26 protein-coding genes are annotated in these 26186 nt (G+C 32.4%); 9 read left to right on the top strand and 17 right to left on the bottom strand.

Translation table 11 applies throughout. From position 1 onward, the window contains the following. Nucleotides 1-35 precede the first annotated feature (35 nt). The 8 genes from JE46_RS13895 to recF all read right to left on the bottom strand — a co-directional run bounded on the left by JE46_RS13895 (nucleotide 36) and on the right by recF (nucleotide 7200). Nucleotides 36-587: an RNA polymerase sigma factor gene (locus JE46_RS13895; protein WP_031455900.1), complete on the bottom strand. Its 552-nt coding sequence runs from the start codon at nucleotides 585-587 to the stop codon at nucleotides 36-38. Continuing rightward, nucleotides 578-1684, bottom strand: a complete 1107-nt coding sequence (locus JE46_RS13890) for a glycosyltransferase (RefSeq protein WP_031455899.1) — start codon at nucleotides 1682-1684, stop codon at nucleotides 578-580. The genes JE46_RS13895 and JE46_RS13890 overlap by 10 nt, the downstream gene beginning before the upstream one ends. Before the next feature lie 82 nt (nucleotides 1685-1766). Further along, the gene (locus tag JE46_RS13885; RefSeq protein ID WP_031455898.1) at nucleotides 1767-2381 is read right to left on the bottom strand and encodes an FMN-binding negative transcriptional regulator; all 615 of its coding nucleotides are present in this window, start codon (nucleotides 2379-2381) and stop codon (nucleotides 1767-1769) included. A gap of 82 nt (nucleotides 2382-2463) precedes the next feature. Then, nucleotides 2464-2961, bottom strand: a complete 498-nt coding sequence (locus tag JE46_RS13880) for a hypothetical protein (RefSeq protein ID WP_031455897.1) — start codon at nucleotides 2959-2961, stop codon at nucleotides 2464-2466. A 30-nt stretch (nucleotides 2962-2991) separates the two neighbouring features. Next, nucleotides 2992-4005 (bottom strand): UDP-N-acetylmuramate dehydrogenase, encoded by a 1014-nt coding sequence (murB, locus tag JE46_RS13875; RefSeq protein WP_031455896.1) that lies wholly within the window; start codon nucleotides 4003-4005, stop codon nucleotides 2992-2994. Nucleotides 4006-4322: 317 nt separating this feature from the next. After that, entirely contained in the window at nucleotides 4323-5381 is a 1059-nt protein-coding gene (locus JE46_RS13870; RefSeq protein ID WP_031455895.1) for a glycosyltransferase, read from the bottom strand. Nucleotides 5382-5390: 9 nt separating this feature from the next. Then, the gene (locus tag JE46_RS13865) at nucleotides 5391-6068 is read right to left on the bottom strand and encodes a DUF2461 domain-containing protein (protein ID WP_031455894.1); all 678 of its coding nucleotides are present in this window, start codon (nucleotides 6066-6068) and stop codon (nucleotides 5391-5393) included. A 52-nt stretch (nucleotides 6069-6120) separates the two neighbouring features. Continuing rightward, nucleotides 6121-7200 carry a DNA replication/repair protein RecF gene (gene recF / locus JE46_RS13860; RefSeq protein ID WP_031455893.1) on the bottom strand — a complete coding sequence of 360 codons (1080 nt, stop codon included), beginning with the start codon at nucleotides 7198-7200 and terminating at the stop codon, nucleotides 6121-6123. A 241-nt stretch (nucleotides 7201-7441) separates the two neighbouring features. On the opposite strand from recF, the gene JE46_RS13855 reads away from it, so the two are divergent. The 6 genes from JE46_RS13855 to JE46_RS13830 all read left to right on the top strand — a co-directional run bounded on the left by JE46_RS13855 (nucleotide 7442) and on the right by JE46_RS13830 (nucleotide 13743). Then, nucleotides 7442-8221: a tetratricopeptide repeat protein gene (locus tag JE46_RS13855; RefSeq protein WP_031455892.1), complete on the top strand. Its 780-nt coding sequence runs from the start codon at nucleotides 7442-7444 to the stop codon at nucleotides 8219-8221. Nucleotides 8222-8304: 83 nt separating this feature from the next. Next, nucleotides 8305-8877, top strand: coding sequence for a 6,7-dimethyl-8-ribityllumazine synthase (ribH, locus tag JE46_RS13850; protein WP_031455891.1), 573 nt, complete (start codon nucleotides 8305-8307; stop codon nucleotides 8875-8877). 174 nt (nucleotides 8878-9051) lie between these two features. Continuing rightward, nucleotides 9052-10965, top strand: a complete 1914-nt coding sequence (gene mutL, locus JE46_RS13845) for a DNA mismatch repair endonuclease MutL (RefSeq protein ID WP_031455890.1) — start codon at nucleotides 9052-9054, stop codon at nucleotides 10963-10965. Then, nucleotides 10962-11774, top strand: coding sequence for a rhomboid family intramembrane serine protease (locus JE46_RS13840; RefSeq protein WP_031455889.1), 813 nt, complete (start codon nucleotides 10962-10964; stop codon nucleotides 11772-11774). Before mutL ends, JE46_RS13840 begins: the two co-directional genes overlap by 4 nt. A 45-nt stretch (nucleotides 11775-11819) precedes the next feature. After that, complete coding sequence (locus JE46_RS13835; RefSeq protein ID WP_031455888.1) at nucleotides 11820-12680, top strand: rhomboid family protein; 861 nt, start codon at nucleotides 11820-11822, stop codon at nucleotides 12678-12680. A gap of 16 nt (nucleotides 12681-12696) precedes the next feature. Beyond that, complete coding sequence (locus JE46_RS13830) at nucleotides 12697-13743, top strand: endonuclease/exonuclease/phosphatase family protein (RefSeq protein WP_031455887.1); 1047 nt, start codon at nucleotides 12697-12699, stop codon at nucleotides 13741-13743. A 67-nt stretch (nucleotides 13744-13810) separates the two neighbouring features. On the opposite strand, the gene JE46_RS13825 is transcribed toward JE46_RS13830, so the two are convergent. The 8 genes from JE46_RS13825 to JE46_RS13790 all read right to left on the bottom strand — a co-directional run bounded on the left by JE46_RS13825 (nucleotide 13811) and on the right by JE46_RS13790 (nucleotide 23037). Further along, nucleotides 13811-14431 (bottom strand): WbqC family protein, encoded by a 621-nt coding sequence (locus JE46_RS13825; protein WP_031455886.1) that lies wholly within the window; start codon nucleotides 14429-14431, stop codon nucleotides 13811-13813. Between the two features lie 87 nt (nucleotides 14432-14518). After that, a complete protein-coding gene (gene lepB, locus JE46_RS13820; RefSeq protein ID WP_031455885.1) occupies nucleotides 14519-16081 on the bottom strand; it encodes a signal peptidase I in 1563 nt (520 codons plus the stop codon). 47 nt (nucleotides 16082-16128) lie between these two features. Further along, a complete protein-coding gene (dapB, locus tag JE46_RS13815; protein ID WP_031455884.1) occupies nucleotides 16129-16836 on the bottom strand; it encodes a 4-hydroxy-tetrahydrodipicolinate reductase in 708 nt (235 codons plus the stop codon). Between the two features lie 44 nt (nucleotides 16837-16880). Further along, nucleotides 16881-17447 (bottom strand): DUF5683 domain-containing protein, encoded by a 567-nt coding sequence (locus JE46_RS13810; protein WP_051872888.1) that lies wholly within the window; start codon nucleotides 17445-17447, stop codon nucleotides 16881-16883. Beyond that, nucleotides 17447-18349: a ParB/RepB/Spo0J family partition protein gene (locus JE46_RS13805; RefSeq protein ID WP_031455882.1), complete on the bottom strand. Its 903-nt coding sequence runs from the start codon at nucleotides 18347-18349 to the stop codon at nucleotides 17447-17449. The genes JE46_RS13810 and JE46_RS13805 overlap by 1 nt, the downstream gene beginning before the upstream one ends. A gap of 5 nt (nucleotides 18350-18354) precedes the next feature. Next, complete coding sequence (locus tag JE46_RS13800) at nucleotides 18355-19122, bottom strand: ParA family protein (protein WP_031455881.1); 768 nt, start codon at nucleotides 19120-19122, stop codon at nucleotides 18355-18357. 215 nt (nucleotides 19123-19337) lie between these two features. Beyond that, nucleotides 19338-20564 (bottom strand): hypothetical protein, encoded by a 1227-nt coding sequence (locus JE46_RS13795; protein WP_031455880.1) that lies wholly within the window; start codon nucleotides 20562-20564, stop codon nucleotides 19338-19340. After that, nucleotides 20551-23037 carry a DUF2339 domain-containing protein gene (locus tag JE46_RS13790; protein WP_031455879.1) on the bottom strand — a complete coding sequence of 829 codons (2487 nt, stop codon included), beginning with the start codon at nucleotides 23035-23037 and terminating at the stop codon, nucleotides 20551-20553. Before JE46_RS13790 ends, JE46_RS13795 begins: the two co-directional genes overlap by 14 nt. Before the next feature lie 476 nt (nucleotides 23038-23513). On the opposite strand from JE46_RS13790, the gene JE46_RS13785 reads away from it, so the two are divergent. The 3 genes from JE46_RS13785 (at nucleotide 23514) to JE46_RS24730 (ending at nucleotide 25494) form a co-directional block, all read left to right on the top strand. Next, nucleotides 23514-24506, top strand: a complete 993-nt coding sequence (locus tag JE46_RS13785; RefSeq protein WP_031455878.1) for a tetratricopeptide repeat protein — start codon at nucleotides 23514-23516, stop codon at nucleotides 24504-24506. Continuing rightward, nucleotides 24485-25288: a tetratricopeptide repeat protein gene (locus JE46_RS13780; RefSeq protein WP_317041408.1), complete on the top strand. Its 804-nt coding sequence runs from the start codon at nucleotides 24485-24487 to the stop codon at nucleotides 25286-25288. The genes JE46_RS13785 and JE46_RS13780 overlap by 22 nt, the downstream gene beginning before the upstream one ends. A 122-nt stretch (nucleotides 25289-25410) precedes the next feature. Next, the gene (locus JE46_RS24730) at nucleotides 25411-25494 is read left to right on the top strand and encodes a plasmid mobilization protein (protein ID WP_449403940.1); all 84 of its coding nucleotides are present in this window, start codon (nucleotides 25411-25413) and stop codon (nucleotides 25492-25494) included. 14 nt (nucleotides 25495-25508) lie between these two features. On the opposite strand, the gene JE46_RS13775 is transcribed toward JE46_RS24730, so the two are convergent. Further along, a partial coding sequence (locus JE46_RS13775; protein ID WP_031455876.1) for a helix-turn-helix domain-containing protein occupies nucleotides 25509-26186 on the bottom strand: 678 nt, incomplete at its 5' end.

The raw sequence follows: 26186 nt of genomic DNA, 5'->3' as shown, positions 1-26186 counted from the left end.
TGCTGATATCTTATTCTTTAATTAAAGATAGTAAATTATCTATTTCGTTCGATAATTTCTGCTAATAATTTTTTAGCACGAAGTAATTTTACTTTTACATTACTTAAGGGCTCATTAATTTTGAGTGCAATTTCCTGATAAGTCATTTCCTGAAAATAGCGCAACTGAATGACTTCCTGATAATGTGGTTTTAATTCTTTGATGCATAAAAGCAAGCGGGATAAATTTTGCTCTTTAATCAGTGCGTCTTCTGCAGAAGGAGTAGGGTCGGCAATATTGTAGGCCTGTTGATCTTCATTGTCTGTGATTTCTATAAAAAGATTCGTTTTCTTTTTACGCAGTAAATCAATGTAAACGTTTTTTGCAATACTGATTAACCAGGTGTTGAATTGAAAATCCGGGTTGTAAGTTGCAATCTTATCGAAAGCTTTTGAGAAAGTTTCAATAGTAATATCTTCAGCTATAGTCTCATTTTCGGTACGTTTCAACATAAATCCGTACACTTCATTCCAGTAAAAATCTAATAAAAAAGTAAAGGCGATTTGATCGCCTTCTTTTGCTTTTTCTATTTTAGAATTTATTTCCAATTTGCTGGTTTTGAAAAAATATTAGTTATAAATATATTAATTTGAATAATTACAAGCACGATTTCAATAATAGGAAACCAAACTTTAAGATCATTTTCTTTTAATTTTCCTGCAGAAAATCCGAATACAATCCATACAATCGTATAGCGGGTTGCCAATAATGCCAGGACTGCGATCCATTGAAATTGAAAAGCTAGTAAAAGTATAACTAATAAAAAGAATAATAATTGTGAGCTGTAAAAAAGACCTAATTGAATTTTGTCGAAAAATTTATAATAATTTGCAGTAGCTACGTGTCTTCTTTTTTGTGTAAACCACTCTTTGTAGGTTTTTTTTGGTTTTGAATAAGTAAAACTTTCAGGTGTATATGCAATTGTAGTGTTTGCTTTGTTTGCTGCCTGGTTTACAAATAAATCATCATCGCCTGAACGAACCTGAATGTGTTCAATAAAACCGTTTACATTAAAAAACTCTTCTTTTTTGTAAGCCAGATTTCTCCCGACTCCCATGTAAGGAAGCCCTGTTTTTGCCCATGAAAAATATTGTAACGCTGTAAGAACTGTTTCAAAACGGATAATTTTATTTAATAAAGAACGTTCCGTTTTTTCATAACCTCCATATCCTAATACAATAGTTTTATTCATGGTAAATTGTGAAGTCATGACAGTAATCCATTCTTTTGAGACTGGATAGCAATCTGCATCGGTAAATAGTAAATAATCTTTTGAAGAAGCTTTGATACCTAAAGTTAAAGCGTATTTTTTATTCCCCCAAAAAGCTTCGTTGTTTTTTACTTTTACTAATCGGATGTTTGAATATTGTTTTTCAAATTCCTCAAAAACTTCTAACGTTTCATCACTAGATGCATCGTCAATTAAAACAATTTCGAAATCAGGGTAATTTTGCTCCGCCAATAGTGGAATGTATTTTTTTACATTTTCTTCTTCGTTTTTTGCACAGACAATTACAGAAACCGGAAGTTTTTTTGGTGTAATGCTTTGAGGTTTTCCAAAAGCGAACTTTCCAAAAATCCCTAAGTAATAAAAAATTTGTATGAATACAACAGCAATAAAGAAGTAAAGTAAAAGTATAAGCATCTGTTTTAATGTCTTTTAATTTTTGAATCTTGCGAGTGCAAATGTACTTATGAATTCGTAATTTTCAATGATTAAAACCGATTTACTTTCTGCATTTCGACATTTCTTTTGCAACGGCAATAGCCTGAGGGTTTTCGGTTTTTTTTAACTCTGAAATTATATTTTTATAATTGTGGTCATCACGATTTTGTGATAGTTTTTTAGTGGCCTGAATTTCATCAATTTCTATCTCAAAACCAAAAATACCTTTAGCTTCGCGCATTGTTTTTGCAGATAAGTTTTCTACAATAACAGGGTTTTCTGAGTTGGCCTCATATTTATCAACTAATTTTTTAAGTTGTTCTATTGAAGCAGCTTCGTCTACAATTTTAATTCGTCCGTAAACATGTACGGCTATGTAATTCCATGTCGGCACATTTTCATGATCATACCACGAAGAAGAAATATACGAATGTGGGCCGGTAAATACTGCTAAAACTTGATCATTTTCAGTAAAACCTTCAGCCTGCTGATTTAGTTTTGAAATATGTCCCTGAAGGATTTCTTTTCCGTCAGCATTCACTTCAAGTTCAATCGGAATATGGGTCGCACATAATTTGCCATTAGTCTGATTAATTAAAATTCCAAAACTATTTTCTTTTAAAAAAGTTCTGATCGATTCCGGATCTTCATTTTTATATAAGTCAGGTGTATACATTTAGGAATGTTTTAAGTGTTTTTTTGTCTTGCTAAAACTTATAAATCGTTCACATATGCTTTGATTGAAAAAAGGCTTGAAACTAAGTTTTTCTAAAATTAAACAATTTTGGATTAACACTTAGCCATAAAACGATAATTCCAAAGGCAGTAAAAGTAATTCCTCCAATGATAAATCGTAAGGCAAAATCATCAGTAATTGATGAAGCAAAAAAATCGAATAGTCTCGAGAATACTCCTTTTCTGAAGAATTTAAGTCTTATAATAATGTACATTACTATTGAGACTAAAATTGTATTTAGAGATGAAAATTTATACTTCCAATTCAAAAAAGAAATTAGAATGACTCCAGCTGATAAGCCTAAGAATATCCAGATATAAATACTAGGCCAAAAACTGGAAATATCTTCAGTGGTTGGAAATAATCTATTCCAGCATTCCGATTTTTGATCCTGAAAATGATTTGTAGCACAAATGAATTTTTCTGCAACAGTATAAAATCTTAATTGCAGCATACCATGAATTAAGAAAATTATTCCGATCAACTGAAATAAAATTACTCTAATATTTAGTTTTTTCATTTAGGAGTTAAATAGGTAAAAAAATCTAGTTTAAATAACATTTACTTCCGCTTCGATTTGAATGCCAAAAATTTCAAAAACTGTTTTTTGAACATCTCTGGAAACCGCCAGAATTTCCTGCCCGGTTGCATTTCCGTAATTTACCAGAACCAAAGCCTGATTTTTATGAACTCCGGCATCGCCAAAGCGTTTTCCTTTAAAACCTGCCTGTTCGATTAACCATCCCGCCGGAACTTTTACTTCGGTTTCAGAAACTTCATAGTATTTCATTTCAGGGAACTTTTTATGAATTTTTTCGAAATGAGATTTTAATAAAATTGGATTTTTAAAAAAACTGCCGCTGTTTCCTAATTCTTTAGGATCAGGTAACTTGCTTTGTCTGATAGCGATAACGGCGTTACTGACATCTTTTAAGGTCGGCACAGTAATGTTGTTCTTGGCTAATTCTGTAGTAATATCGCCATATGAAGTATTGATTTTATGATTGCGTTTTGTCAATTTGTAAATTACAGATGTAATAATGTATTGATCTTTTACTTCGTTTTTAAAAATACTTTCACGATATCCAAAATTACATTCGGTATTTGTGAAGGTCTTCATTTCCTGAGATTCAATATTTATTGCCTCGCAGGAAACAAAGGTGTCTTTTATTTCGGTTCCGTATGCACCAATATTCTGAACAGGTGTTGTTCCAACATTTCCAGGAATCAGGGACATGTTTTCCAGTCCTCCAAAATTATTGTCTATTGTATAAAGTACGAAATCGTGCCATGTCTCTCCGGCCTGACTTTCGACCCAAACGAAATCATCATCTTCTTTGATTATTCTTTTACCTTTCAAATCAATATGAATCACCAAAGCGTCAATATCTTGCGTTAAAAGCATATTGCTTCCTCCGCCTAAGATGAATTTTTTCTCGTTTTTATTTTCCTTCAAAATAGTTTTCAATTCATCAACTGAATGTACGGCAACAAATTTTTTCGCTTTGGCTTCTATACCAAAAGTATTGTAATTTTTTAAAGAAAAATTGGATTGGATTTCCATAAATATAATGCTTTTGTAAATCCCGTATTTGGGCATAATTGATTTCAAATGTAATGATTGTAATTTATTATAGTTGGTTTTAATGTGTAATATTATTGCTTTTTTCAGTCTTTTTGGTTAATTTATCAGATTTTTCACGCCTCGTTAATTGGTATAGATTGCTGGTACTGATGCAATTAAAAAGTCAGCTATTCGATACGAATCTGTTTTTATGAAGTTGGCGAAATATATTTGAGGTGTATTAATTGGAGCTAAATTCTGTTTCTGTAATAAATGTCAAAATAGTACTTAACGCTCAACCGATAAAAATGTTGCAATTATTTATTTAAATTCAATAAGGCATGATACTTCTCTGCTATGGCTTTCATATTAATGTCATAATTAGCATTATTTTCTACAAAGTTTCTATTTTGAAGAATAGCTATATTTCGGGATTCGACATTTTCTATAGTCCAAATAAGTTCTTCGGCCAGCATTTCGATGTTGTCAATTTCAATCAACTGTCCATTTTTACGATGTTTAATCCAGCTTTGATTTCCCGGAATATCAGAAACTACGGGATAACAATTACAGGCCATAGCTTCAAATAAAGAGGCTGAAACACCTTCGGTAATGGGCATGCTGATATAAATATTTGATTGCTGTAGTAAGTTAGGAAGTTCTGTATTCGGAATTCTTCCTGTAAAGATTACTTTGTTTTCGATTTGCAATTCTTTTGCCAGATCTCTCAAAAACTGCAATCGGGTTCCATTGCCAACGATGGTTAACGAAAAATCAATTCCTTTTTGGTTTAAAATTCCAAAAGCTTTTAGAATAGAATCGTGTCGGTATTCTGGCTGGAGAGAACGTGTTACAATTGCTTCAATTCTTTTTGGATTATGGGTTGACGGAGTAAAAATAGATAAATCAATTCCTTTTGGAAGAACCAGGACTTTATTCATATCCACGCCAATTTCTCTCATCGAAATAGTCATTACAGGTCCCCAGGCGTGAATTAAATCGGCTTTTTTGAAAGCATATTTTTGAATTAATTTTTTTAAGGGATATAAAACAGAAGTTTCAGGCCATAAATCAGTTCGGCCTTGCTGAGCAATTGCAATTGGATGCATTCCGGAAATTGCAGCAAGAAAACCATAACTGGTTGTTCTTTCTGCAATAATCATGTCTGGTTTTTGCTGACGGATTGTTTTTCTAATCGAAACAGGAGAAAAGATATATTCTAAAAGGCGTTTGAACCGATTCAGTTTTGAATTGTTTGGTGTTTGAAGTTCCCAGGTGCAGATTTCGAAATCGCCAAATTCTTTCAAGCCTTTCATCCACGTTATAGCATCGGCACGATAGGATTCTCCCAGAAAAAGTATTTTCCTTTTTTTCATTCGATAAACTTAAAATTCCTCTGTTTCTAAAGCACGATTAATGAATTCATTTAAAGGTTTTAGTGCGATTAGTTTCTGACTCATTTTGCCAACAAAATCTTTTTTGGTGACTTCAGAAATGTCATATTTTTGAGTAGCAGTAAAACTTTTTAATCTTAAAAAGGCAATTGCCGGATGGTCTTTTTCGTAACCACGAGGCATGCTTTTAAGAGAATTATTTTCGTTTATATCTAAATTTCCAAATTCTTTTTTGAAATTTTTATTAGCTAAAATAGCTTCCAGATCATCGTGAAAAAATGCAATTTCTTTACGGACTTTTTTTAAATCCTCGGCTTCCGGCGAATAAAATCCTCCTGCGATAAAGCTGGCGCCTTTTTCAATATGAACATAATATCCTGCACGATTCGCACCTTTAGCTCCTGCAGACATCCAAACGCCTAAATGTGCTTTGTAAGGTGATTTGTCTTTTGAGAATCGAATATCACGATTAATCCTAAAAGTACAATTCTTGACTTCTAATAATTCCAGTGAGGGATCAAGGGGTTTCATTACATCAAGGAAATCACTTACCAGTTGATGATAATCTTTTTTGAATACTTCGTACCTTTTTTTATTGTCCTGAAACCAGTCTCTGTTATTGTTCTTTTTTAAATCGTCTAAAAATTGCAATGATTCTTTTGTAAGCATAATCGATTTTTTATTGCAGTTGTTTTTTTTAACTTTTGAATTCTTTATAAAATTACAAATTAAATATTTTATAACTCTGATGTGTCGATTTGACAATTTTTTCGGTACGTTCCGGATGTGTATCTGAAATAAAAAGCTGGCCAAAAGTTTCGCTGTTAACCATTTCTATTATTTTAGCGACACGGCTTTCATCTAATTTATCAAAAATATCATCAAAAAGTAACAATGGTTTTACGCCGCTTTGTTTTTTAAGAAACTCGAATTGTGCCAGTTTTAAAGCAATCAAAAATGATTTTTGCTGGCCTTGTGACCCGAATTTTTTTATTGGATATGAATCGATTTCAAATGATAAATCATCTTTGTGGATACCAACACTTGTGTAGTGCAGCGCACGATCCTTATTGATATTTTCCTGTAAAAGAATCAGGAGATCTTTATCAAACAAATGACTTTCATAAACCAATTGAACTGATTCTTCGGATCCTGTTATAGCTTGATGGTGTGTATTAAATATAGGTATAAATTGTTCCAGAAAATCTTTTCGTTTTTCAAAAATAGACTGTCCAAAACTATTCAGTTGTTCATTATATATAGATAAGGTGTCATTATCAAAAACATGATTCAGTGCAAAATATTTCAGTAAAGCATTACGCTGAACAATTATTTTTTGATACTGAATAAGCTGATGCAGATAATTAGAATCTAATTGCGAAATCACACTATCCATAAATTTACGTCGTGTTTCGCTGCCTTCTACAATTAAATCACGATCTGCCGGAGAAATAATCACAAGCGGAATGAATCCAATGTGGTCCGAAAATTTATCATAAGCCTTGCCGTTTCTTTTTAAAACCTTTTTTTGCCCTTTTTTTAAACTGCAGACAATTTGCTCCGTCCTGTCATTTTTTTCTAATTCGGCATCAATCACAAAAAACTCTTCTCCATGTTTGATGTTTTGCACAGCCAACGGATTAAAATAGCTTTTTCCGTAAGCCAAATGATAAATAGCATCGAGTACATTGGTTTTGCCAATTCCGTTTTTGCCAACAAAACAATTGATCTTGTGGTCGAAATCAAAACTAACTTCGGAGAAATTTTTATAATTGAATAGAGAAATTTTGTTTAAATGCATTTTAAGGAACTCTAAAGGTGAATTTTGGTGTTTTGGAAAGCCAAGAATTCGAGGGTGCAAATTATCGAAAATTATCGATATAAAAGGCTTTTGAGGCTTTTTCGAATGATTTATTTTATAACTGAACTAAAAGGAGTTATGATTGTTGAAATTATTTTTTTTAAAATAGTGATAAAATTGATTTTTTTGACGTCAATTTCAATAAAAATTTTATTTTTGCCGTTCACTAAATTAATTTTAAATGGCAACTTACAATAAAAGAGGATATAAGACACCAAAAGAGAAGGAAGTAAAAGAAGTTAATGAAGAACAAGAGGTAATTATTGACGAAAAAGATAGTACAACTGCCGGTGTTTTCTCAAAGTTAGATGAAACTGCTTCAAGAACTGAGGACTGGGTGGCTAAAAATCAAAAAATCATTATTGGTTTGGTTGCCGGTATTGCTGTAGTAACAATTGGATATTTAGCTTACCAAAAATTTATTGAAGCTCCTAAACAAGATGAAGCGGCAAATGAAATGTTTGTTGCTCAGGAAAATTATAAAAAAGCAACAGAAGGAGTAGCAAGCGATTCATTGTATAAATTAGCTTTAAATGGTTCTGAAGGTAAATTCGGATTTATTAAAATTGCTGACGAATATTCTGGAACAGATGCTGGTAACTTAGCAAACTATTATGCGGGTATGGCTTCTTTGAATATCGGTAAATTTGATGATGCAATTAAATATTTAGGAGAATTCAAATCAGATGAGGCTATCGTTAATGCTTTAGCAATTGGAGGAATTGGAGATGCTTATTCTCAAAAAAATCAACAAAAAGAAGCTCTTGATTATTATGTAAAAGCTGCAGAATCGAATAAGAACGATTTTACAACACCTCGTTTCTTGTTGAAAGCCGGAAAAACAGCTTTGGCTTTAGGTCAAAAAGAAGACGCTTTGAAATACTTTACAGATATTAAAGAAAACTTTGATGCAACTCCGGAAGCTGCTTCTGTTGATGTATTGATTGGATTAGCGCAATAATTTTATTTTTTGAGTTCAGATTTAGTTTTTAGATTTGTATTTTTACAATCTAAATTGAAAATCTAAAATCTTAAATATAAAAGATGGCTACTGAAAATAAAAATTTATCAGAATACGATAAAAACACGATCCCAAATGCGAAAGACTTTCGATTTGGGATTGTTGTTTCTGAGTGGAACGACACTATAACAGAAGGACTTTACAATGGTGCTTTTGAAGCATTAACAGATTGCGAGGTTCCTGCACAGCAAATTATCCGCTGGAATGTTCCCGGAAGTTTTGAACTGATTTATGGTGCAAAAAAAATGCTGCAAACACAAAATGTTGATGCAGTTATTGTAATTGGTTGTGTTATCCAGGGAGAAACCAAACATTTTGATTTTGTATGCGAAGGTGTTACACAAGGAATCAAAGACTTGAATGTTCAAACAGATATTCCGGTTATTTTTTGTGTTTTGACAGACAATACAATGCAACAATCAATCGATAGAAGTGGAGGGATTCACGGAAACAAAGGGACAGAAGCTGCTATTGCAGCAATAAAAATGGCGTACATTCGTCAGCAGGCTTCAATTTCACATCCGTTTAATCAGCCTTTATTGTCTTCAGGTGCAATTCAAATTGAAGAAACTCCAATCAAAATAGAAAACGAATAAACACAATTGTTTTAAAAGTACTAAAACCTATACTGTGTCAAATAGTATAGGTTTTTTGTTTTTTTTATGACATCACATATTCCAAAAGCCAAGAGAAAATTCTTAAATTTGTACACCTTGGTTTAGATTTTAAATCAAAATTCTTAAATCGTTAATCTACAATCTTAAATTTTAATGTCAAGTATTATTCAATTGCTTCCTGATCATGTTGCTAATCAAATTGCTGCCGGAGAGGTGGTTCAAAGACCTGCTTCAGTCGTAAAAGAATTGTTGGAGAATGCTGTTGATGCTGATGCAACCGACATTAAACTTATTATCAAAGATGCCGGAAAGTCATTAGTTCAGGTTATTGATAATGGTAAGGGTATGAGTGTTACAGATGCTCGTTTGTGTTTTGAGCGTCATGCAACCTCAAAAATCCGTCAGGCCGAAGATTTGTTTTCGTTATGCACTAAAGGTTTTCGAGGTGAAGCTTTGGCCTCTATTGCTGCAATTGCGCATATGGAAATGAAAACAAAGCAAGATCAGGAGGAACTAGGTACACACATAGTTATTGAAGGAAGCAAGTTTATTTCGCAGGAAGTAGCAGTTTTGCCAAAAGGAACTTCTTTTGCGGTTAAGAATCTATTTTTTAATATTCCTGCCAGACGTAATTTCTTAAAGTCGGATACAGTTGAGTTTCGTCATGTTATGGACGAGTTTCAACGTGTTGCTTTAGCGCATCCCAATATTCATTTTACTTTTTATCATAACGGAAGCGAAATGTACAATTTGCCGGCTGCGGGTTATCGTCAGCGTATTGTTGGAATAATGTCCGGGAAAACCAATGAAAAGTTAGTTCCCGTAAATGAAGATACTGAAATTATAAACGTTCAGGGATTTGTTTGTAAACCTGAATTTGCTAAGAAAAGCAGGGGTGAGCAGTTCTTTTTTGTAAACGATCGTTTCATAAAAAGTGGCTATTTGCACCATGCGGTTATGGCAGCCTACGACGGACTTTTGAAAGATGGTTCGCAGCCAAGTTATTTTCTGTATCTGCAAGTTCCGCCAAATACGATTGATATCAATATTCATCCAACAAAAACTGAAATTAAGTTTGATGATGAACAGGCTTTGTATGCTATTTTAAGGGCCTCAATTAAACATAGTCTTGGACAATTTAATGTTGCCCCTGTTTTAGATTTTGACAGGGATTCGAATTTAGACACACCATACTATTATAAAGATTTGGAAGCAGAAACACCAACGATTCAGGTTGATGGAACTTTTAATCCTTTTACAGATGATAAAACAAATCAGCATTATTCAAAAGCTGGTTCAGGATCTGGTTCGGGTTCAGGTTTTAGTTCAGGGTCAAACTCATACTCCGGATATTCTAAAAGAGTAGAACCAACAGCAAGCTGGGAAAGTTTATATGTTGGGTTGGATTTAGATAATGTAGAAAGTATTGAGAGTTCGCCTTTTACATTCGAAAATGAGGAAGTAACATCGTCATTGTTTAATGATGATGAAATAGAGCAGGCAAGTCAAAAAACATATCAGATACATAAAAAATATATTGTTTCGCCAATAAAATCAGGAATGGTAATTGTGGATCAGCAACGCGCTCATCAGCGTATTTTGTACGAACAGTTTTTACTGAATATGACAGTAAATCAGGCTTCAAGTCAGCAATTGTTGTTTCCTTTGAATTTGTTTTATTCTTCAGATGAAATGACATTGATTGAAGAGTTAAAGCCTTCATTAGAAACAACAGGTTTTGTTTTTGAGAATGCACAAACGGATCATATCGTAATTTCAGGAATTCCGGTAAATATTACCGAAAGCGAAGTTTCTATAGTAATCGAACAATTATTAAGTGATTTACAAGACGGAATCCCAGCCAATAGTTATAGTCAAAATGATACCATTGCCAAATCAATGGCCAAAAGTTTAGCAGTTAAAACCGGATCTTATTTAACCGAAAAAGAACAGGATAATTTGGTAAACGGATTATTTGCCTGTAAAGATCCTAATATTTCACCTTTTCAAAAACCTACTTTCATCACCATGCGTGTGGAAGATATAGATAAAAAGTTTGCCTTATGATGAATATGACTCCAGTTGTAAAACAACTGATTATTATTAATATTCTTTTTTTTATTGGATCTCAATTGGTCGAGGTCTCTTATGGATATTTACCACTGTTTTATCCGGAAAGTAATAATTTCGAAATTTGGCAAATTTTTACCCACATGTTTATGCATGCGCAATGGCCGAATTTTGCACATATTCTCTTCAATATGTTTGCATTGTATAGTTTTGGATCTGCATTAGAACATTTTTGGGGAGGGAAAAAATTCTTGTTTTTTTATATTTCCTGTGGTTTAGGTGCTGCATTGCTTCATACAGGAGTGAATTATTTAGAGATACAGAGTATTTTAAATGCTGTAACCAATCTAAATTTGTCTAAATCTGATCTTCATTTGATTTTAAATGCAGATTATCAGTCTTTATTTGATGCAAATGGGAAAATGATACCGGGTCAAATTGCTACTATTTTGGATAAGGCAAACTGTACACAGGAACAATTTAATTCTTTGGTACAAGCAAGTTCAATAGTTCAGTCACCTGTTTTAGGAGCATCTGGTGCTACCTATGGCTTAATGACGGCTTTTGCATTTATGTTTCCTAATGCCCAACTTGGATTTATGTTTATTCCAGTTCCTGTTAAAGCAAAGTATTTTGTTCCGGTAATTTTAGCAATTGATTTGTTTTTTGGATTAAAAGGAAGTTCTTTTTTTGCGAGCGGTAGCACCGGAATCGCGCATTTTGCACATCTTGGAGGAGCGTTAACAGGTTATTTAATGATGTTATACTGGAAAAAAAATCAGTTTAATGATAATCGTTGGAATTAATTTTTAACTTTAAATAATTAATAATAAAACCAAAAAGAATCTTTTATGAATATTCTGGATGATTTAAAATTGCAATATAAAATAGGCGGTATTTCGCTACGTTTAATTTATTGGAATATTGCCTGTTTCCTGATTTCGTTGGTGTTTTACCAATTTTCTCTTGGTCAGTTTGATTTTCCAAATTGGTTAGAATTATCTTCAGATCCTAATGTTTTTTTATTCAGACCCTGGACATTTATAACGTATGCATTTTTTCATTCTTCATTTTTACATTTATTGTTTAATATGATGGTATTGAATTTTGCGAGCCAGTTGTTTTTGACTTTTTTTACTCAAAAACAATACTTAGGCTTATATATTTTAAGTGCCATTTTTGCCGGGATTACATTTGCATTAAGTTATTATTTTTTGAATATTTCAGCTCCTATTGTGGGGGCTTCCGCTGCAATTATGGCAATTCTTGTTGCTGCAACAACGTATCAGCCATTGATGAATGTTCGTTTGTTGTTGATTGGGAATGTAAAATTATGGCATATTACAGGTGTGATACTTATTTTAGATCTTATGCAATTGCGTTTGGATAATACAGGTGGACATATCTCACATTTAGCCGGGGCCTTTTTTGGTTTTATTTACATTAAACTGCTTCAAAACGGAACAGATTTAAGTATTATTGTTTCCAGAATAATAGACTTTTTTGTTAATCTGTTTAGAAAATCCCCTACGACCCCATTTAAAAAAGTTCATAAAAATTATCAAAAACCTACAGAAAAAGTTACTTCAAGAATTGTTACAAAAGACAAAACGCAACAGCAAATAGATGAGATTTTAGATAAAATTAGTCAATCTGGTTATGATTGTCTGACAAAAGAAGAAAAAGAGTTTTTATTTAAAGCTGGAAAATAATTTTAGCAAGATAATTATGAAGAACCTTTCGTGGTTTAATAAAATAATGTTCTTTTTAAATATAGTACTAACTATTGTTACATTTAGTGTCTATATTTTGCCTTTTTTAGCACCTAAAAGTTTTCCGCTTTTATCGGTGCTTACGCTGTTTATGCCAGCCTTTTTTGTTTTAAATGCCTTCTTCTTTGTGTATTGGGCAATTCAGTTTAAAAAACGCCTTATTTTGTCTGGTTTGGTGTTGTTGACCGGAATTACATTTATTAGTAAATTCTATAAAATTTCTGGTAAGGAATATGTAGAAGATGAAAAAGATTTTTCTGTAATGAGTTATAATGTGCGTCTTTTTAATGTTTTTAAATGGTTGGATCGTGATGATATCCCTTCAAATATTAAAGCTTTTATTGATGAAAAAGACCCCGATATTTTATGCATTCAGGAATACTCAAATTCAGCACACCTTGATTTAAAAGTGTATCCGCACCGTTATATTTTTATTGACGGGAATCAAATAAAAACAGGGCAGGCTATTTTTTCAAAATTCCCAATTATAAATGAAGGAAACATTATTTTTCCTAAATCAGATAATAATGTAGTTTATGCTGATATAAAACGAGGGAAAGATGTTATTCGTGTTTATAACATGCACTTGCAGTCAATTAAAATATCACCTGATGTTGATAAGATTTCGAATGACATTGATAATGTAAACCAACGTAAGTCACAACAAATTTATAGCAGAATCAGTGCGGGATTTAGACAGCAGCAGGAGCAGGCAGAAATATTTAAAGAAAATATTAAACAGTGTAAAAATCCTATTGTTATATGTGGAGACATGAATAATAGTCCATTTTCGTATGTTTACAGAAACATTAAAGGAAAGCTAAAAGATACTTTTGAAGAAGCCGGGGAAGGTTTTGGAGCGACATATAAATTTCGCTACTATCCCGCTAGAATTGATTATATTTTTACAGATCCAAAAATGAAAGTAAAACAGTTTGAGAGCTTTTCTGATTTTGAAAACTCTGATCATTATCCAATAATGACAAGGATTTCGATGGAATAACTAATAATAAATTTCAATTTTTGATTCTCCAAATTCCAATAAAAAATTCAAAACGTAGATTATTACCCTATTTTACTTCTAATTTCTGTGCTTTTAAATAATCCATTGCAAATTTACCTTCATTGAATAGTAAATCCAAAACGCTTAGGTTATTAATAAAACCATGTTTTTCATCAAAAACCTGAGGGTATTTTTCGAATGAATTAGTATCTTTTTTTCCGTTTGCCAAAAATCTGAAATCTGAGATGTTTTCTGTCTCATGAAAATATTCGGTTGTTTTACCAAACTCTAATTTCATACGTAAACATTTGGTCACTATATCCAGCACTTCCAGATTTAAATCCATAAGATACATATGTTTTTTTTCGAATACAGGAAGAATATCATCCTCAAAAAACTCAAAAAAAGGAGAGCTTCTGTAGGCGGCTTCCAAAGATTTGAAATGCTGTTTCTGCCAGTCAAATTCATTCTCAATTAGAACATCTTTCGTTTTTTGATGTGCCGTTTTAGAATGTTTAACAGGAATATTTAAAAGTTGAATTCCGTTTGGACTGTAGATATAGGTGCGGTTCCTATTAGTCTGTTTCTGAAAATTATCTTCCATTTCAAAAGTGATATTTTCAGATTGAACCATAACTGCAAAATGGCTAATCGACGGAAAATAGGTAGGAAGTAATAAGGAATTCATTTTGTTTAAGTTTTAAAAGTCTGAAAGTCAAAAGTCATAAAGTTTTGGATTGGCTTTATGACTTTTGACTTTCAGACGTTCGACTATTTATGCTTTTTTTTCTTGTCTTTTTTTCCAAAAATACTCTCCAATAAAAAATACGGCTAATGCAATCAGAAAATATTTGAAATAGGATTGTGGCTGTCCTTCGCCATCAACAGTGGTGAAAACCCTGTCCCAGCGGATTTTATTAATACCTTTTCCGTTGGTATCCCAACTCATCCAGATAAAAACAGGTTTCCCTACAATGTGATTTTCGGGAACATATCCCCAATAACGGCTATCTTCTGAGTTATGACGGTTATCACCCATCATCCAATAGTAGTTTTGTTTGAAGGTATATGTAGTAGCCGGTTTACCGTTGATTAAAAAATGTGCCCCATCTAATTGTAGCGTATTGCCTTCATGAGTAGTTATGATGTCTTTGTAAAATGGTAACGATTCATTTGTCAAAGCAACTGTTTTTCCAGCTTCCGGAATGTATATTGGACCAAAATTATCCTGATTCCATTTGTTGATATGCGGGAAAATTGCATTTTCATTTCCTTTAGAAATTTGCCTTTTAACATTGGTAATGCCGGGAGTATTTTTCAAACGTTCAGCATTTGCTTCTGTTAAAGCAGCAAAATATAAAGTGTCTCTTTTTGTTTGATCTCTGAATCCTAAAACATCAACAAGGTTGACATTAAGTTCTTTTAAAAGAGATTCAAAATCAATTGGTGTTTTACCGTCTAATGCTACTGCATAAGAATATTGTGGTTTTGCTCTTTCAGGAAGAATTAGCTTTTTATTATTTATGTATACAAAACCGTCTTTTATGGATAAACTATCACCTGGAATACCAACGCAACGTTTTACATAATTTGATTTTTTATCAATTGGTTTTATTACACCGGGTCTTCCTTTTGGTTCAAAGAAGTAATGCACTGTATCAACCGGCCAGTTGAAAACAACAATGTCATTTCGTTTTATTTTTTCTAAAGCAGGCAATCTAAAATAAGGTAATTGTGGCCAGCTTAGATATGATTTTCTCTTAGTTAACGGAATAGAGTCGTGTACCATTGGTAATGCAATCGTGGTCATAGGAACTCTTGGGCCATAGTTTACTTTACTTACGAATAAAAAGTCCCCAATTAGCAGTGATTTCTCTAAGGAAGAGGTTGGGATTGTAAAAGGCTGTACCACATATGTGTGAACCAACGTTGCTACAATTATAGCGAAAAGGAGTGAACTAACTGTGTCTGCTGTTCTGTTTTCGGGTGTTAATTTTCTATCGGCATTGTACTCTGGTTTTTGGGTATAGTTTACATAATAAACATAAAATCCTAAAGTAAAAATTCCTAAAATAGTATCTAAAGTTGTTTTTTTGCCAAAAGTTCTCAGTGTTTCTACCCAAACAACCGGAAACATAATCAGATTAATAATCGGGATGAAAAGCAGTAGTGTCCACCATGTTGGTCGGCTTATGATTTTCATTAAAATAATCGAATTATAAACAGGGATTGCTGCTTCCCAGGATTTTCGGCCCGCAGCCTGATATAATTTCCAGGTTCCCAGAAAATGAATTATTTGTACGGCTAAGAAAAAAACAAACCAAAGATAAAGTGTCATAGTTTTATATTTTAGTTCTGAAATTTCAGAATATTATTTTTTGGATTTTATTTAGATTCCAGATTTAAAACGTCTTTCATTGTGTAGATTCCTTTTTTACCTGCTAACCATTCAGCAGCAATAACAGCTCCTAAAGCAAAGCCTTCACGATTGTGTGCAGTATGTTTTAACTCGATGCTGTCAACGGTTGAATCATAAGTTACTGTGTGAGTTCCGGGAACATCACCAATTCTTTTGGCTTCGATGTAAATCTCTTCCGGTTTTGGACTTTCCATTGTCCATTTTGCGTAAGCGCTGTTTTCAATCACTCCTTTTGCCAAAGAAATTGCAGTTCCGCTTGGTGCATCTAATTTTTGGGTATGGTGAATTTCTTCCATTGATACTTTATAAGAGTCAAATTGAGCCATGATTTTGGCTAAATATTCATTTAACTCAAAAAAGATGTTTACTCCCAGACTAAAGTTTGAACTCGAAATAAAACCACCTTGTTTTTCTTTGCATAGTGCTTCCATTTCATCATAATGTTCCAGCCAGCCAGTTGTTCCTGAAACTACCGGTACATTTGCATGAAAGCAACTTGAAATGTTAGAAACGGCTGCAGTAGGAACACTGAAATCTATAGCGACATCTGCTGTTGAAAGTCCGTCATATGTATTGAATTCATCTTTTTTTAAGACAATTTCATGACCTCTTTCCAGAGCAATCCTTTCGATTACCTGACCCATTTTTCCGTATCCTAAAAGTGCAATTTTCATTTTTTTGTATATTTTTAAATTTAAATAGAGGTAAAAAAAGCTATTTAAAAGTTGTAATTAAAAGTTAGTCCAACATTTGGTTTAAAAGTTACATCCGAGGGATAAATTTCCGGACGAAGAGATAGTCTTTCGTTGACGTTAAATTGAATCAAAGCAGCATCAACATTTGCGTCAATGATATTTAAGACGTAAAATCCAACAACAAATAAAGCGGATAAATCACGATTACGCTGGTAAAATTTTTGGCCGGCAATAAGTCTGTCATCACTCAGGTAATCAAAATCACCACTTTCTGCGCTATATCCTTCAAGCCTTCGTTTGTATTCGTCACGATACTGATGGTATTTTTTGTTATTGTCAATATAAAAATACAAACTGGTACCAATTGCACCATAAACCAAAGGGATTTTCCAGTATTTTTTATTGTACGCCTGTCCTAAACCGGGCAAAATTGCCGAATAAAAAGCTGCTTTTGCTGGTGTAAGCGGATCTATTTCCTGCAATTTGGTAGTGTCTTTAGCGACTAAAACCGTTTCTTCTTTTGTTTGGGCAAAAAGAGAGACGGTTCCTAAGAGAAAGAACAATAGGCCTATGGGGACAATTTTATTCACTATCCGTTTATTAATTTTATAATTCTGTTAAAGTCGGCTTCTGAGTTAAACGGAATCGTAATTTTTCCTTTTCCATTTCCGGCAACTTTTATATCAACTTTTGAGCCAAAATAATCATTAAAGCTGTTTTTTTGTGTTTCTCTGACAACAAAAGCAGCGTCTGATTTTGGTTTTCCTTCTGCTTTTGGTTGCTGCCCTTCATGATAATTTTTAACTAAAGCTTCAGTTTCGCGAACAGATAAATTCTGACTTACAATTTTTTGATAAATATCTGTTTGAACGTCTAAATCCTCAATGTTAATAATGGCTCTTCCGTGACCCATGCTGATAAAACCATCACGAATACCGGTTTGTATAATTGGGTCTAATTTTAAAAGGCGTAAATAATTGGCAATAGTAGAACGCTTTTTTCCTACACGTTCACTCATTTGCTCCTGTGTTAACTGAATTTCATCAATTAAACGCTGATATGAAAGCGCAATTTCGATAGGATCTAAGTCATGACGCTGTATGTTTTCAACCAAAGCCATTACCAATGATTCATTATCATTAGCAATACGGATGTAAGCCGGAACATGTGTTAAACCAACCAGAGTAGAAGCACGTAAACGGCGCTCTCCGGAAATTAACTGGTATTTATTGAAATCTAATTTTCGAACAGTAATAGGTTGAATTACACCAAGTTCTTTAATAGAAGTGGCTAATTCGCGTAATGATTCCTCATTGAAATTACTTCTGGGCTGAAACGGATTTATTTCGATAGCACTAATTTCAAGCTCAATGATGTTTCCAACAACCTTGTCAGCATTTTTATCTTCTACTGATGTAATATCGTTTTCGGGATCTTTTAATAATGCTGATAATCCTCTTCCTAAGGCTTGTTTTTTAATTGCTTTTGTCATAAAAACTATTTGCTGTTTTTCTTTATAATTTCCTGAGCTAAATTAATGTAATTCACAGCTCCTTTACTGGTAGCATCATAATTAATGATACTTTCACCAAAACTCGGTGCTTCACTTAATTTTACATTTCTTTGAATTACGGTTTCAAAAACCATATCATTAAAGTGTTTTTGAACCTCTTCAACAACCTGATTTGATAAACGTAATCTCGAATCGTACATGGTTAGTAATAGCCCTTCAATGTCTAAATCAGGGTTGTGGATTTTTTGAATACTTTTTATGGTGTTCAAAAGTTTTCCTAATCCTTCGAGTGCAAAATATTCGCATTGAATAGGAATAACCACTGAATCCGCTGCTGTTAAGGCATTTAGTGTCAGTAATCCTAAAGAAGGTGCGCAGTCGATGATAATAAAATCATATTCTTCTTTAGCCTCTTCTAATGCTTTTTTAAGCATGTACTCACGGTTTTCTTTGTCAACCAATTCAATTTCGATCGCAACAAGGTCAATGTGAGCCGGTATCACGTCAACATTTGGAGCCGTACATTTTAAAATGGCTTCCTTTGGTGTTACAGTGTGTTCAAGAATTTGATAAGTTCCAATTTCAACTGATTCTACGTCAATTCCAAGGCCAGATGTAGCATTGGCCTGAGGATCAGCGTCGATCAATAATACTTTTTTCTCTAAAACACCTAATGAGGCAGCAAGATTTACTGATGTAGTAGTCTTTCCAACGCCTCCTTTTTGATTAGCAATCGCAATGATTTTGCCCATTTATTTTCTGAATTTTGAACCGTAAAAATACAATTATTTATGGTTTTTGAAAATCTATTTTGTTAACATTTGCTAAACATTCTTTAGCCTTTGTTTGGTGGGAGTTTGATCGGATTTATTTTTTGGTATTCCGAAATTTCTTTCCGTTTGTTATATCAAATTTCAAACAAACAGGGGAAGAAATTATTTTTTAAAACTAAAATTTAAAATTCAGTCTATTTTTTTTCTTTCAGATCTTTTATAAGACTTGTTGTGAAAAATAAAATCGTAATTCCGCCAAACAAAATACAAAGCCACATAAACCAACCTTGCTGCCAAAAAGATGTATGCTCCGTTTTATTTTTCGCTGTTGAATTTTGCTGAATATTGTAGATATATGTTTGAGGTAAAATTCCTTTAATATTATTTTTAAAATCAGAAAGATCATAATCAGGTTCAGTCAGCTTATTATCGCCTGTTTTTATGCTGTATTTTTCGTTTGCATTCAAATCGGCAATAATTGAAATTGGTTTTTGACTGTATTTTATTGTCGAAACAGACAAAGGAAGGTTATCGTGATTTTCTATTTTGATGTAGAATTCTTTTTCGAATATTTCGGGAATTTCAAAACTGTTTTTAGTATTTGAATTTAATTCTAATGAAACAATTTCTTCATCTGCTATTTGCGATTTTCGTTTATTTTGAATAGTTATTTTTTTGTAAATAATTGCTTTACGTTTATAATAGGTTGGTCCTGTAATGTCAAAAGTAATCTGGTTGATTACTTGTGGTCCGTCAAAAACAACATGGATTTGAGTTTCTTTTTCAGATGAAATTTCAGATGTTGACGATTTTTTGGGTTTAATTTCCTGTAATGTGTTTTTTTGAAGCTGCGTATTGAAATTTCCTACTTTTAAAACATTGATTGGAAGTGTTTTTTGATCATCAAAATCAATTTTTAAATATTTATAAGTGCTCAACGGATAGGAAATAGTTTTTACTACACTTGCTTCTGTCGAACTGTTTAAGTCATATAAAACTTCCGAATTTGATATTCCAAACCATTCTTTCTGATCGCTGCTGCCGGATATAGAATACTTTTTTTCAACATCGGCATTAGCAATAAACAGAGAAAGCTGATTGTTGTTTTTGGTTAATGGAATAGCAACAACAATCGAAGTGGTTTTCTTCGGGGAGACTGTTTTTGAAACAATATTATATTCTTCAAATGTATTTAATAAAGCTTCAGAATTACTTTTTATGAAATATGGAATTTCATTTCCTTTAGAATTAAAAATTCTGATATCGCTTAATTCTTGTTTAGAATATGAACGGATTTCTGGTGGCAAAACAATTTCATGGAAACCATTTTCTTTGGCTTCTTTTATTTTTCCGGTAATTTGAAATTGTCCAAACGAAAAGTTTGTCAGGAATAAGAGTATAAAAAAATTATTTAATTTCATTAGTTTCATTAGGTTTGGTTTCATCAATAACAAGCACTTTGATCTTTTGATAAACGAAAGAAATTATCAAAATTAAGATTCCTAAAAGAATAAAGGATACGATCTTTCCGGTTTCAGAAATGTTGCTGATGTCGTATAAAAATAATTTCAAGATTGTTAATCCAAGTAAACTTAACGCAATAATTCGAATTGTTTTGACTTGTTTTTTTATTCCGATAATTAAAAATGCAAAAGCCAGAATTCCCCACAGTATTGGGAAGCCGGTTTTTATTATTTTAGTTCTCGCCAATTCAATAACATCTTCTGCTATCAATTCACGAAGGTAAGGGATTTCAGATTTGTAACTTGCATACATTGTGCTGGTTTGTATGTCTTGTAATGTGACTGGTGAATTCATCAATACAAGACCATGAAGCATGACTTCTGAACTTGCAATATAAATAATAAAGAACGCTGCAACCCAGACAAAATAACGATTTTTGAAAAAACTGAAATTGTTCCTGTTTTGAATCTGGAACAATTGATAGCCGGAATATACGATTATTGCTAATGAAATATAATGAAGATAAAACGCTATTGGCTGGCCCTTTCCTGTACGAATGATATCCGTATGTTCGAAAAAAGCATAATTTGAAAATCCGAAAGTAAACAAAACAATATTTGTGACAGTGATTATGATAGCCAGCTGAGATCCTTCATTCGTTTTGTTTTTAATTAAAGCAGAACTTAACATGACGCAGAACAATAAATGATAAAGAACAGGTAATGCAATGGCGCTATTAATATTTTCAATATGAGTATTTGACTGGTAAATAATTTCGAGTAAACCTGTTAAATACAATATAGAAAGCCCTATAATCAAAACGTACTTTTTATACTTTTCAGGATTGAAAGTGATATTCAAAAATGTAATGGTTTCGGTTTCATTTTTCAATAAAAACCAAATTGCAAATAGTGATGAGAAAGCAAAAACGCCTGTTATAAATATTGGATTAATTATAATTTTTAAAGGTAAATTATTGCTGTAAAATAAATCCCAGTCCATTATCAGGCTAATGATCATTAAGATATGAACGATTACTGAGCCAAATCGATAACTTGAAATTTTTGATTTTTGAGAAAGCCACAACAATAAAACAGCTTCTGCAGCCCAGAATAGTGTAATATAATTGCCTTCAAACTGAATAGGGATTGCCAGTGTTATAAAAGTCAGTGTTAATCCAATAAGCAGGTAAACTGCTTTTTTGTCCAGTCCGAATTTTTTGTACAAAAACCACGCATAAGTTAAATTTAATAATGCAATTGCGGTAGTAAACAAACCTCTTAATTCAGGATGGAAATTCGATAAAATAGCCATGCCCGCTGCATAAAACAAAAAGGTATTGCTTGCTAAAATAGTTAATTGGGTTTTAGAGAATTCTCCTTTTGTTCTTATATTATTGATTATATTCATTAAGATAAAAATAAAATAGAAGGCAAATCCAAACAGTAAAGCGCCAAGGTAATGTGGTTTTTCACCGGTCAAGTCATCGGCGAGCCATCCTCCATAAAGTAAAACCGTAAAAACATAGGTGAGTATGTTAACAAGATTCCATTTTTTGTAATAGGCAATGGCTAAAATTCCAATGTTTAGAATAATAATATAACTAAAGAGCACGATGTAATTTCCTTCTCCGGTACTAACCATAAAAGGAACTGCAAAACCACCAATTAAAGAAAGTACAGCAAGTTCTATTCTATTATAAGATAATGATATTAAAGCACTAAAAGCTGTTATGACAACCATTATGCTAAAAGCAATGGATTGATTAAATAAATGATAATCATGAAAAGCAATTCCGATTGTAAAATAGAAAATCGCAATAGCCCCCGCTACAATTACCGAACTGAAAGCAGCGTAATTTTTACGTAATTTATGTGCAATTCCCATTACTAAGGCACCACATAATACGCCAATTCCAACACGCGCAGGTTCGTTGATCCAATCCTTATCAATCGCATATTTTACAAAATAACTGATTCCTAAAACCAGAATTAAAACACCAATTTTGTTGATTAGATTTTCACCAATAAATTTCTCTAAGTCCGGATTTTGTTCTTTAAAATTTTCCCAAAATGATTTTTTTGGTTCAATAGGAGTAATAGGTTTTTTAATTGCTTCCTGATTCGTAAGGCTCGGTTTCGCCTCCATAGAAAGATCTATTTGTACAGGCTTAAATTCTGATGTTTTTTCTTTTATTGAAGGAATTGGCGCCTCTTTAATTTCTACATTTTCTTCGAATTTGATTTCTTCTTTTGGAATAACAACAGAAGCGGATATCGGTTTTTCAACAGGTTTTTCGGCTGTTTTTAAAAGATCGATTTTTTTGCTAAGCTTTTGAATATCATTTTCGAGATTATCAAAACGACTTTTAATTGTATTAAGAATGTAAATAAGAATACCAAATAATCCTGCTAAAAGAAAAACCTCCATATAGTTATAAATAAATGTTTCTAATTGGTAAATATAATAACATTTTAATGCGATAACAGTTTTTTAATTTTTTACTTTTTGGATTTACATTATATTAATACTGGAAACTTTTTTGGTGTAAAAAAAAATATCTCTTCAAAAAGCGGAATACATTATGTGCTTTTTTTATTTAAATCAGGTTAATTGTGTGTTTTATAGATAAATAAGATTTGATTTAAATTTATTAAATATCTTGTGAGAAAACTGCTTGTTCATGCTGTATATTTGCAGGAATTATTTTAATAATTAGATAGGTATAATTATTCATTTTATTTTTAATTGTATGTGTTTAGCCAAATTCTAATATAATATTTTCAATTACAAATCTTCTTATAGTTAGAGGAAGTTAAAGCCAAAATTTAATTTGAAGAGTTTATTCTATAACTAATTTTTAGGCTATTCTCGAATTATTAATAAACCAAAGCTAAATTTATTTTATGAAACTGATGAACTTCATTTTGCATCAAAACCGATGTTTTTTTCTTCTATTTTTTATTGGGCTATCAATCTATTCTCAGCCAAAGCAAAGGGAAGGAGATTTGTTAATAAATGATTATCTGACCAAAGGATATGATTATCAGTTAGAAGGTAAGTCAGATTTGGCAATGATAGAATATGACAGGGTTTTGAAATTGGATAATACTAATAATACAGCCTATTATAACATTGCTTTGATTTATGCAAAATCAGGACAACAGCCTAAGGCAATAGAGATTTGTGAAAAAGCCTTGCAGTTTTGTACCGGTGATTTGGTTGACTTTTATCTTATGAAAGCCAACTGCTATTCTGACATTGGGAAATTTGAAGAGGCATTGCCTTTGTATCATAAAACTTTGTTATTAGAAGTTCCGGACTCCAATAACAATACGCATTATAACCTTGGTTATACTTATTTTAAATTGCATAAATGGCAAAGTGCTATTGTTTATTTAAAAGAATATCTGGAAAAAGGAGAAAAAGAAAATGGTAATTATAATGATGCATTATTTTATGTTGGAAGCTGTTATAACCAATTAGGTAATGACAATGAAGCAATACTTTATTTTGATAAAGCGATTGCTCAGAAACCGTATTATAGTTATTTTTTTAACAAATCAGAGTCTTTGATAAAGCTTAACAGAAAAGAAGAAGCATTAAAAGTTATTGAAACAGGATTGATGAATAATCCTGATAATGCTGAATTATATTTTAAAAAAGCTCAAATCTACAATTCTTTGAAGCAGCCTGAAAAAGCCAACACAGAACTGAAGCGCGCTTATGAAATTAATCCTGCAGATACCGATATCCTTTTAGATATGGGCGTGATGTATGAACACGATAACCAGATAGGGATGGCAATAAAGATGTACAAAAAATGCATTCAGTTAAAGGATAACCTATCAGGAGCTTATGGTAATTTAGCAAATATATATATAGCAATAATGAATTAAAGAAAGACAGTGCATTTTACTACTATCAAAAAGCTTTAATTACAGATAATAAAAATGCTAATAATTATTATAATTTCGGGAATCATTATAAAAAATACAAAAAATATGATCTTGCATTAGAAATGTATACTAAGGCAATAGAAGTTAATCCTTCCCTGACACAAGCCTATATAAATAGTGCCATAATTTATGATGTACAAAAAGATTTAAAAAAGGCAATCGAATCTGTTATAATTGCAATTGATTTGGAGCCGGGAGATTACTCAAATAATGCATTTCTAGCTTCTTTATATTTTGATGCTATGGATTATAATAATACAATTTTGTATACTACTAAAGCCATACGATTGAGTACACCGGAAAGTAAGGATTATGGATTGTTGTTTAAAAGAGGAGTAAGTAGACAAATTGTAGGAGAGTATCAAAATGCATTGTATGATTACTTAGATATAGTGAAAAACTATTCAGCCAATGAAAAGAAACAGCATGCAGATGTTTTTTCTAATATTGGGTATTGTTATATGGAAGATGATCAATTGGAGGCTTCTCTTAAATATTTTAAGGAAGCAGTAACCTATAAACCGGAAATTGATCAGCTTATAGGTTTGTTTACCGTTCAGTATTTGCTTAATGATAAAGTTGGAAGTGAAAAAACGATTAGCAAGGTAAAAACGGTAGAACCCAAATTAAAAGAAGGCTACAAAGGCATTGGAAAACTTGAAAAAGAAGGATATTTTTATACAAAAAGACATAAAGAGGTACTCCGGAAAATATTGAATTAACTTCAAAATACCTGGAAGTATCAAGCTGTTTTTCCCTGTTACATTCAATCCGTCCCTCAGGGCGGATTTTTGTTTTTAACTCAACATGAACATGGCAAGTTGTGTTTTGAGGCATTTTTTATATGGGATTGACTTCGTTTCACAGTCAGTTTCGTTCTATTGGTGTCAATTATAACCAAATTGTAAAATACACCAGAATCTATTGAAAAAGGAAAATTTTCTAATAATCATCCGGTTTATAAAGAAACTGTGACAAATAAAAACCGCCACGGTGAAGATCTGATGGTGTACATCCAAAGAAATGTTTAAAGTCTTTTATAAAATGGGACTGGTCAAAATACCTTAAATTGTGGGTTATCTGCTGCCAGTCAACATCTTTTATCTGTTGGATTTCTTTGTATGCTGCATTTGCTCTTACAATACGGCTGTAGGTTTTTGGAGAAACGCCAATCTGCTGTTTAAAATGGTTTTGAAAGGAGGCTCTGGTCATTCCTACTTTATTGCGTAGCTGCACAATATCCATCTGGCCGGAACTTGTAATAATATGCTGCATAGCCAGTAGGATTTCTGTTTTTGGTTTATTCTTAGACCGTACAGCCATTTCGAGCAGCCAATTATCTACTATAGGAATCATACTGTCAATATCCAGACCGCAGTCATCCAGCTGATCATAAAATGTGGCAGTATCCGGTAAAAAATTATCTACTTCCATCCATTTATTGGTAAAATAGTTTTGGGGAATTCCAAACAATTCAAAAGCAGCACCCGCCTTAAGTTCTACAAGGATTTCTGAATTGACAATGGCTTCACTTGTAAAATATTTTACCTCATCAGTCTGCCCGCTAAAACGGATGCGTGCCGAGTGCTGTTCTTTCCTGCCAATATCAATTACACTGGC

Source organism: Flavobacterium chungangense LMG 26729 (genome assembly GCF_000735715.2).
GTDB classification, from domain to species: domain Bacteria; phylum Bacteroidota; class Bacteroidia; order Flavobacteriales; family Flavobacteriaceae; genus Flavobacterium; species Flavobacterium chungangense.
This window is presented reverse-complemented; position numbering and strand designations above follow the sequence as displayed.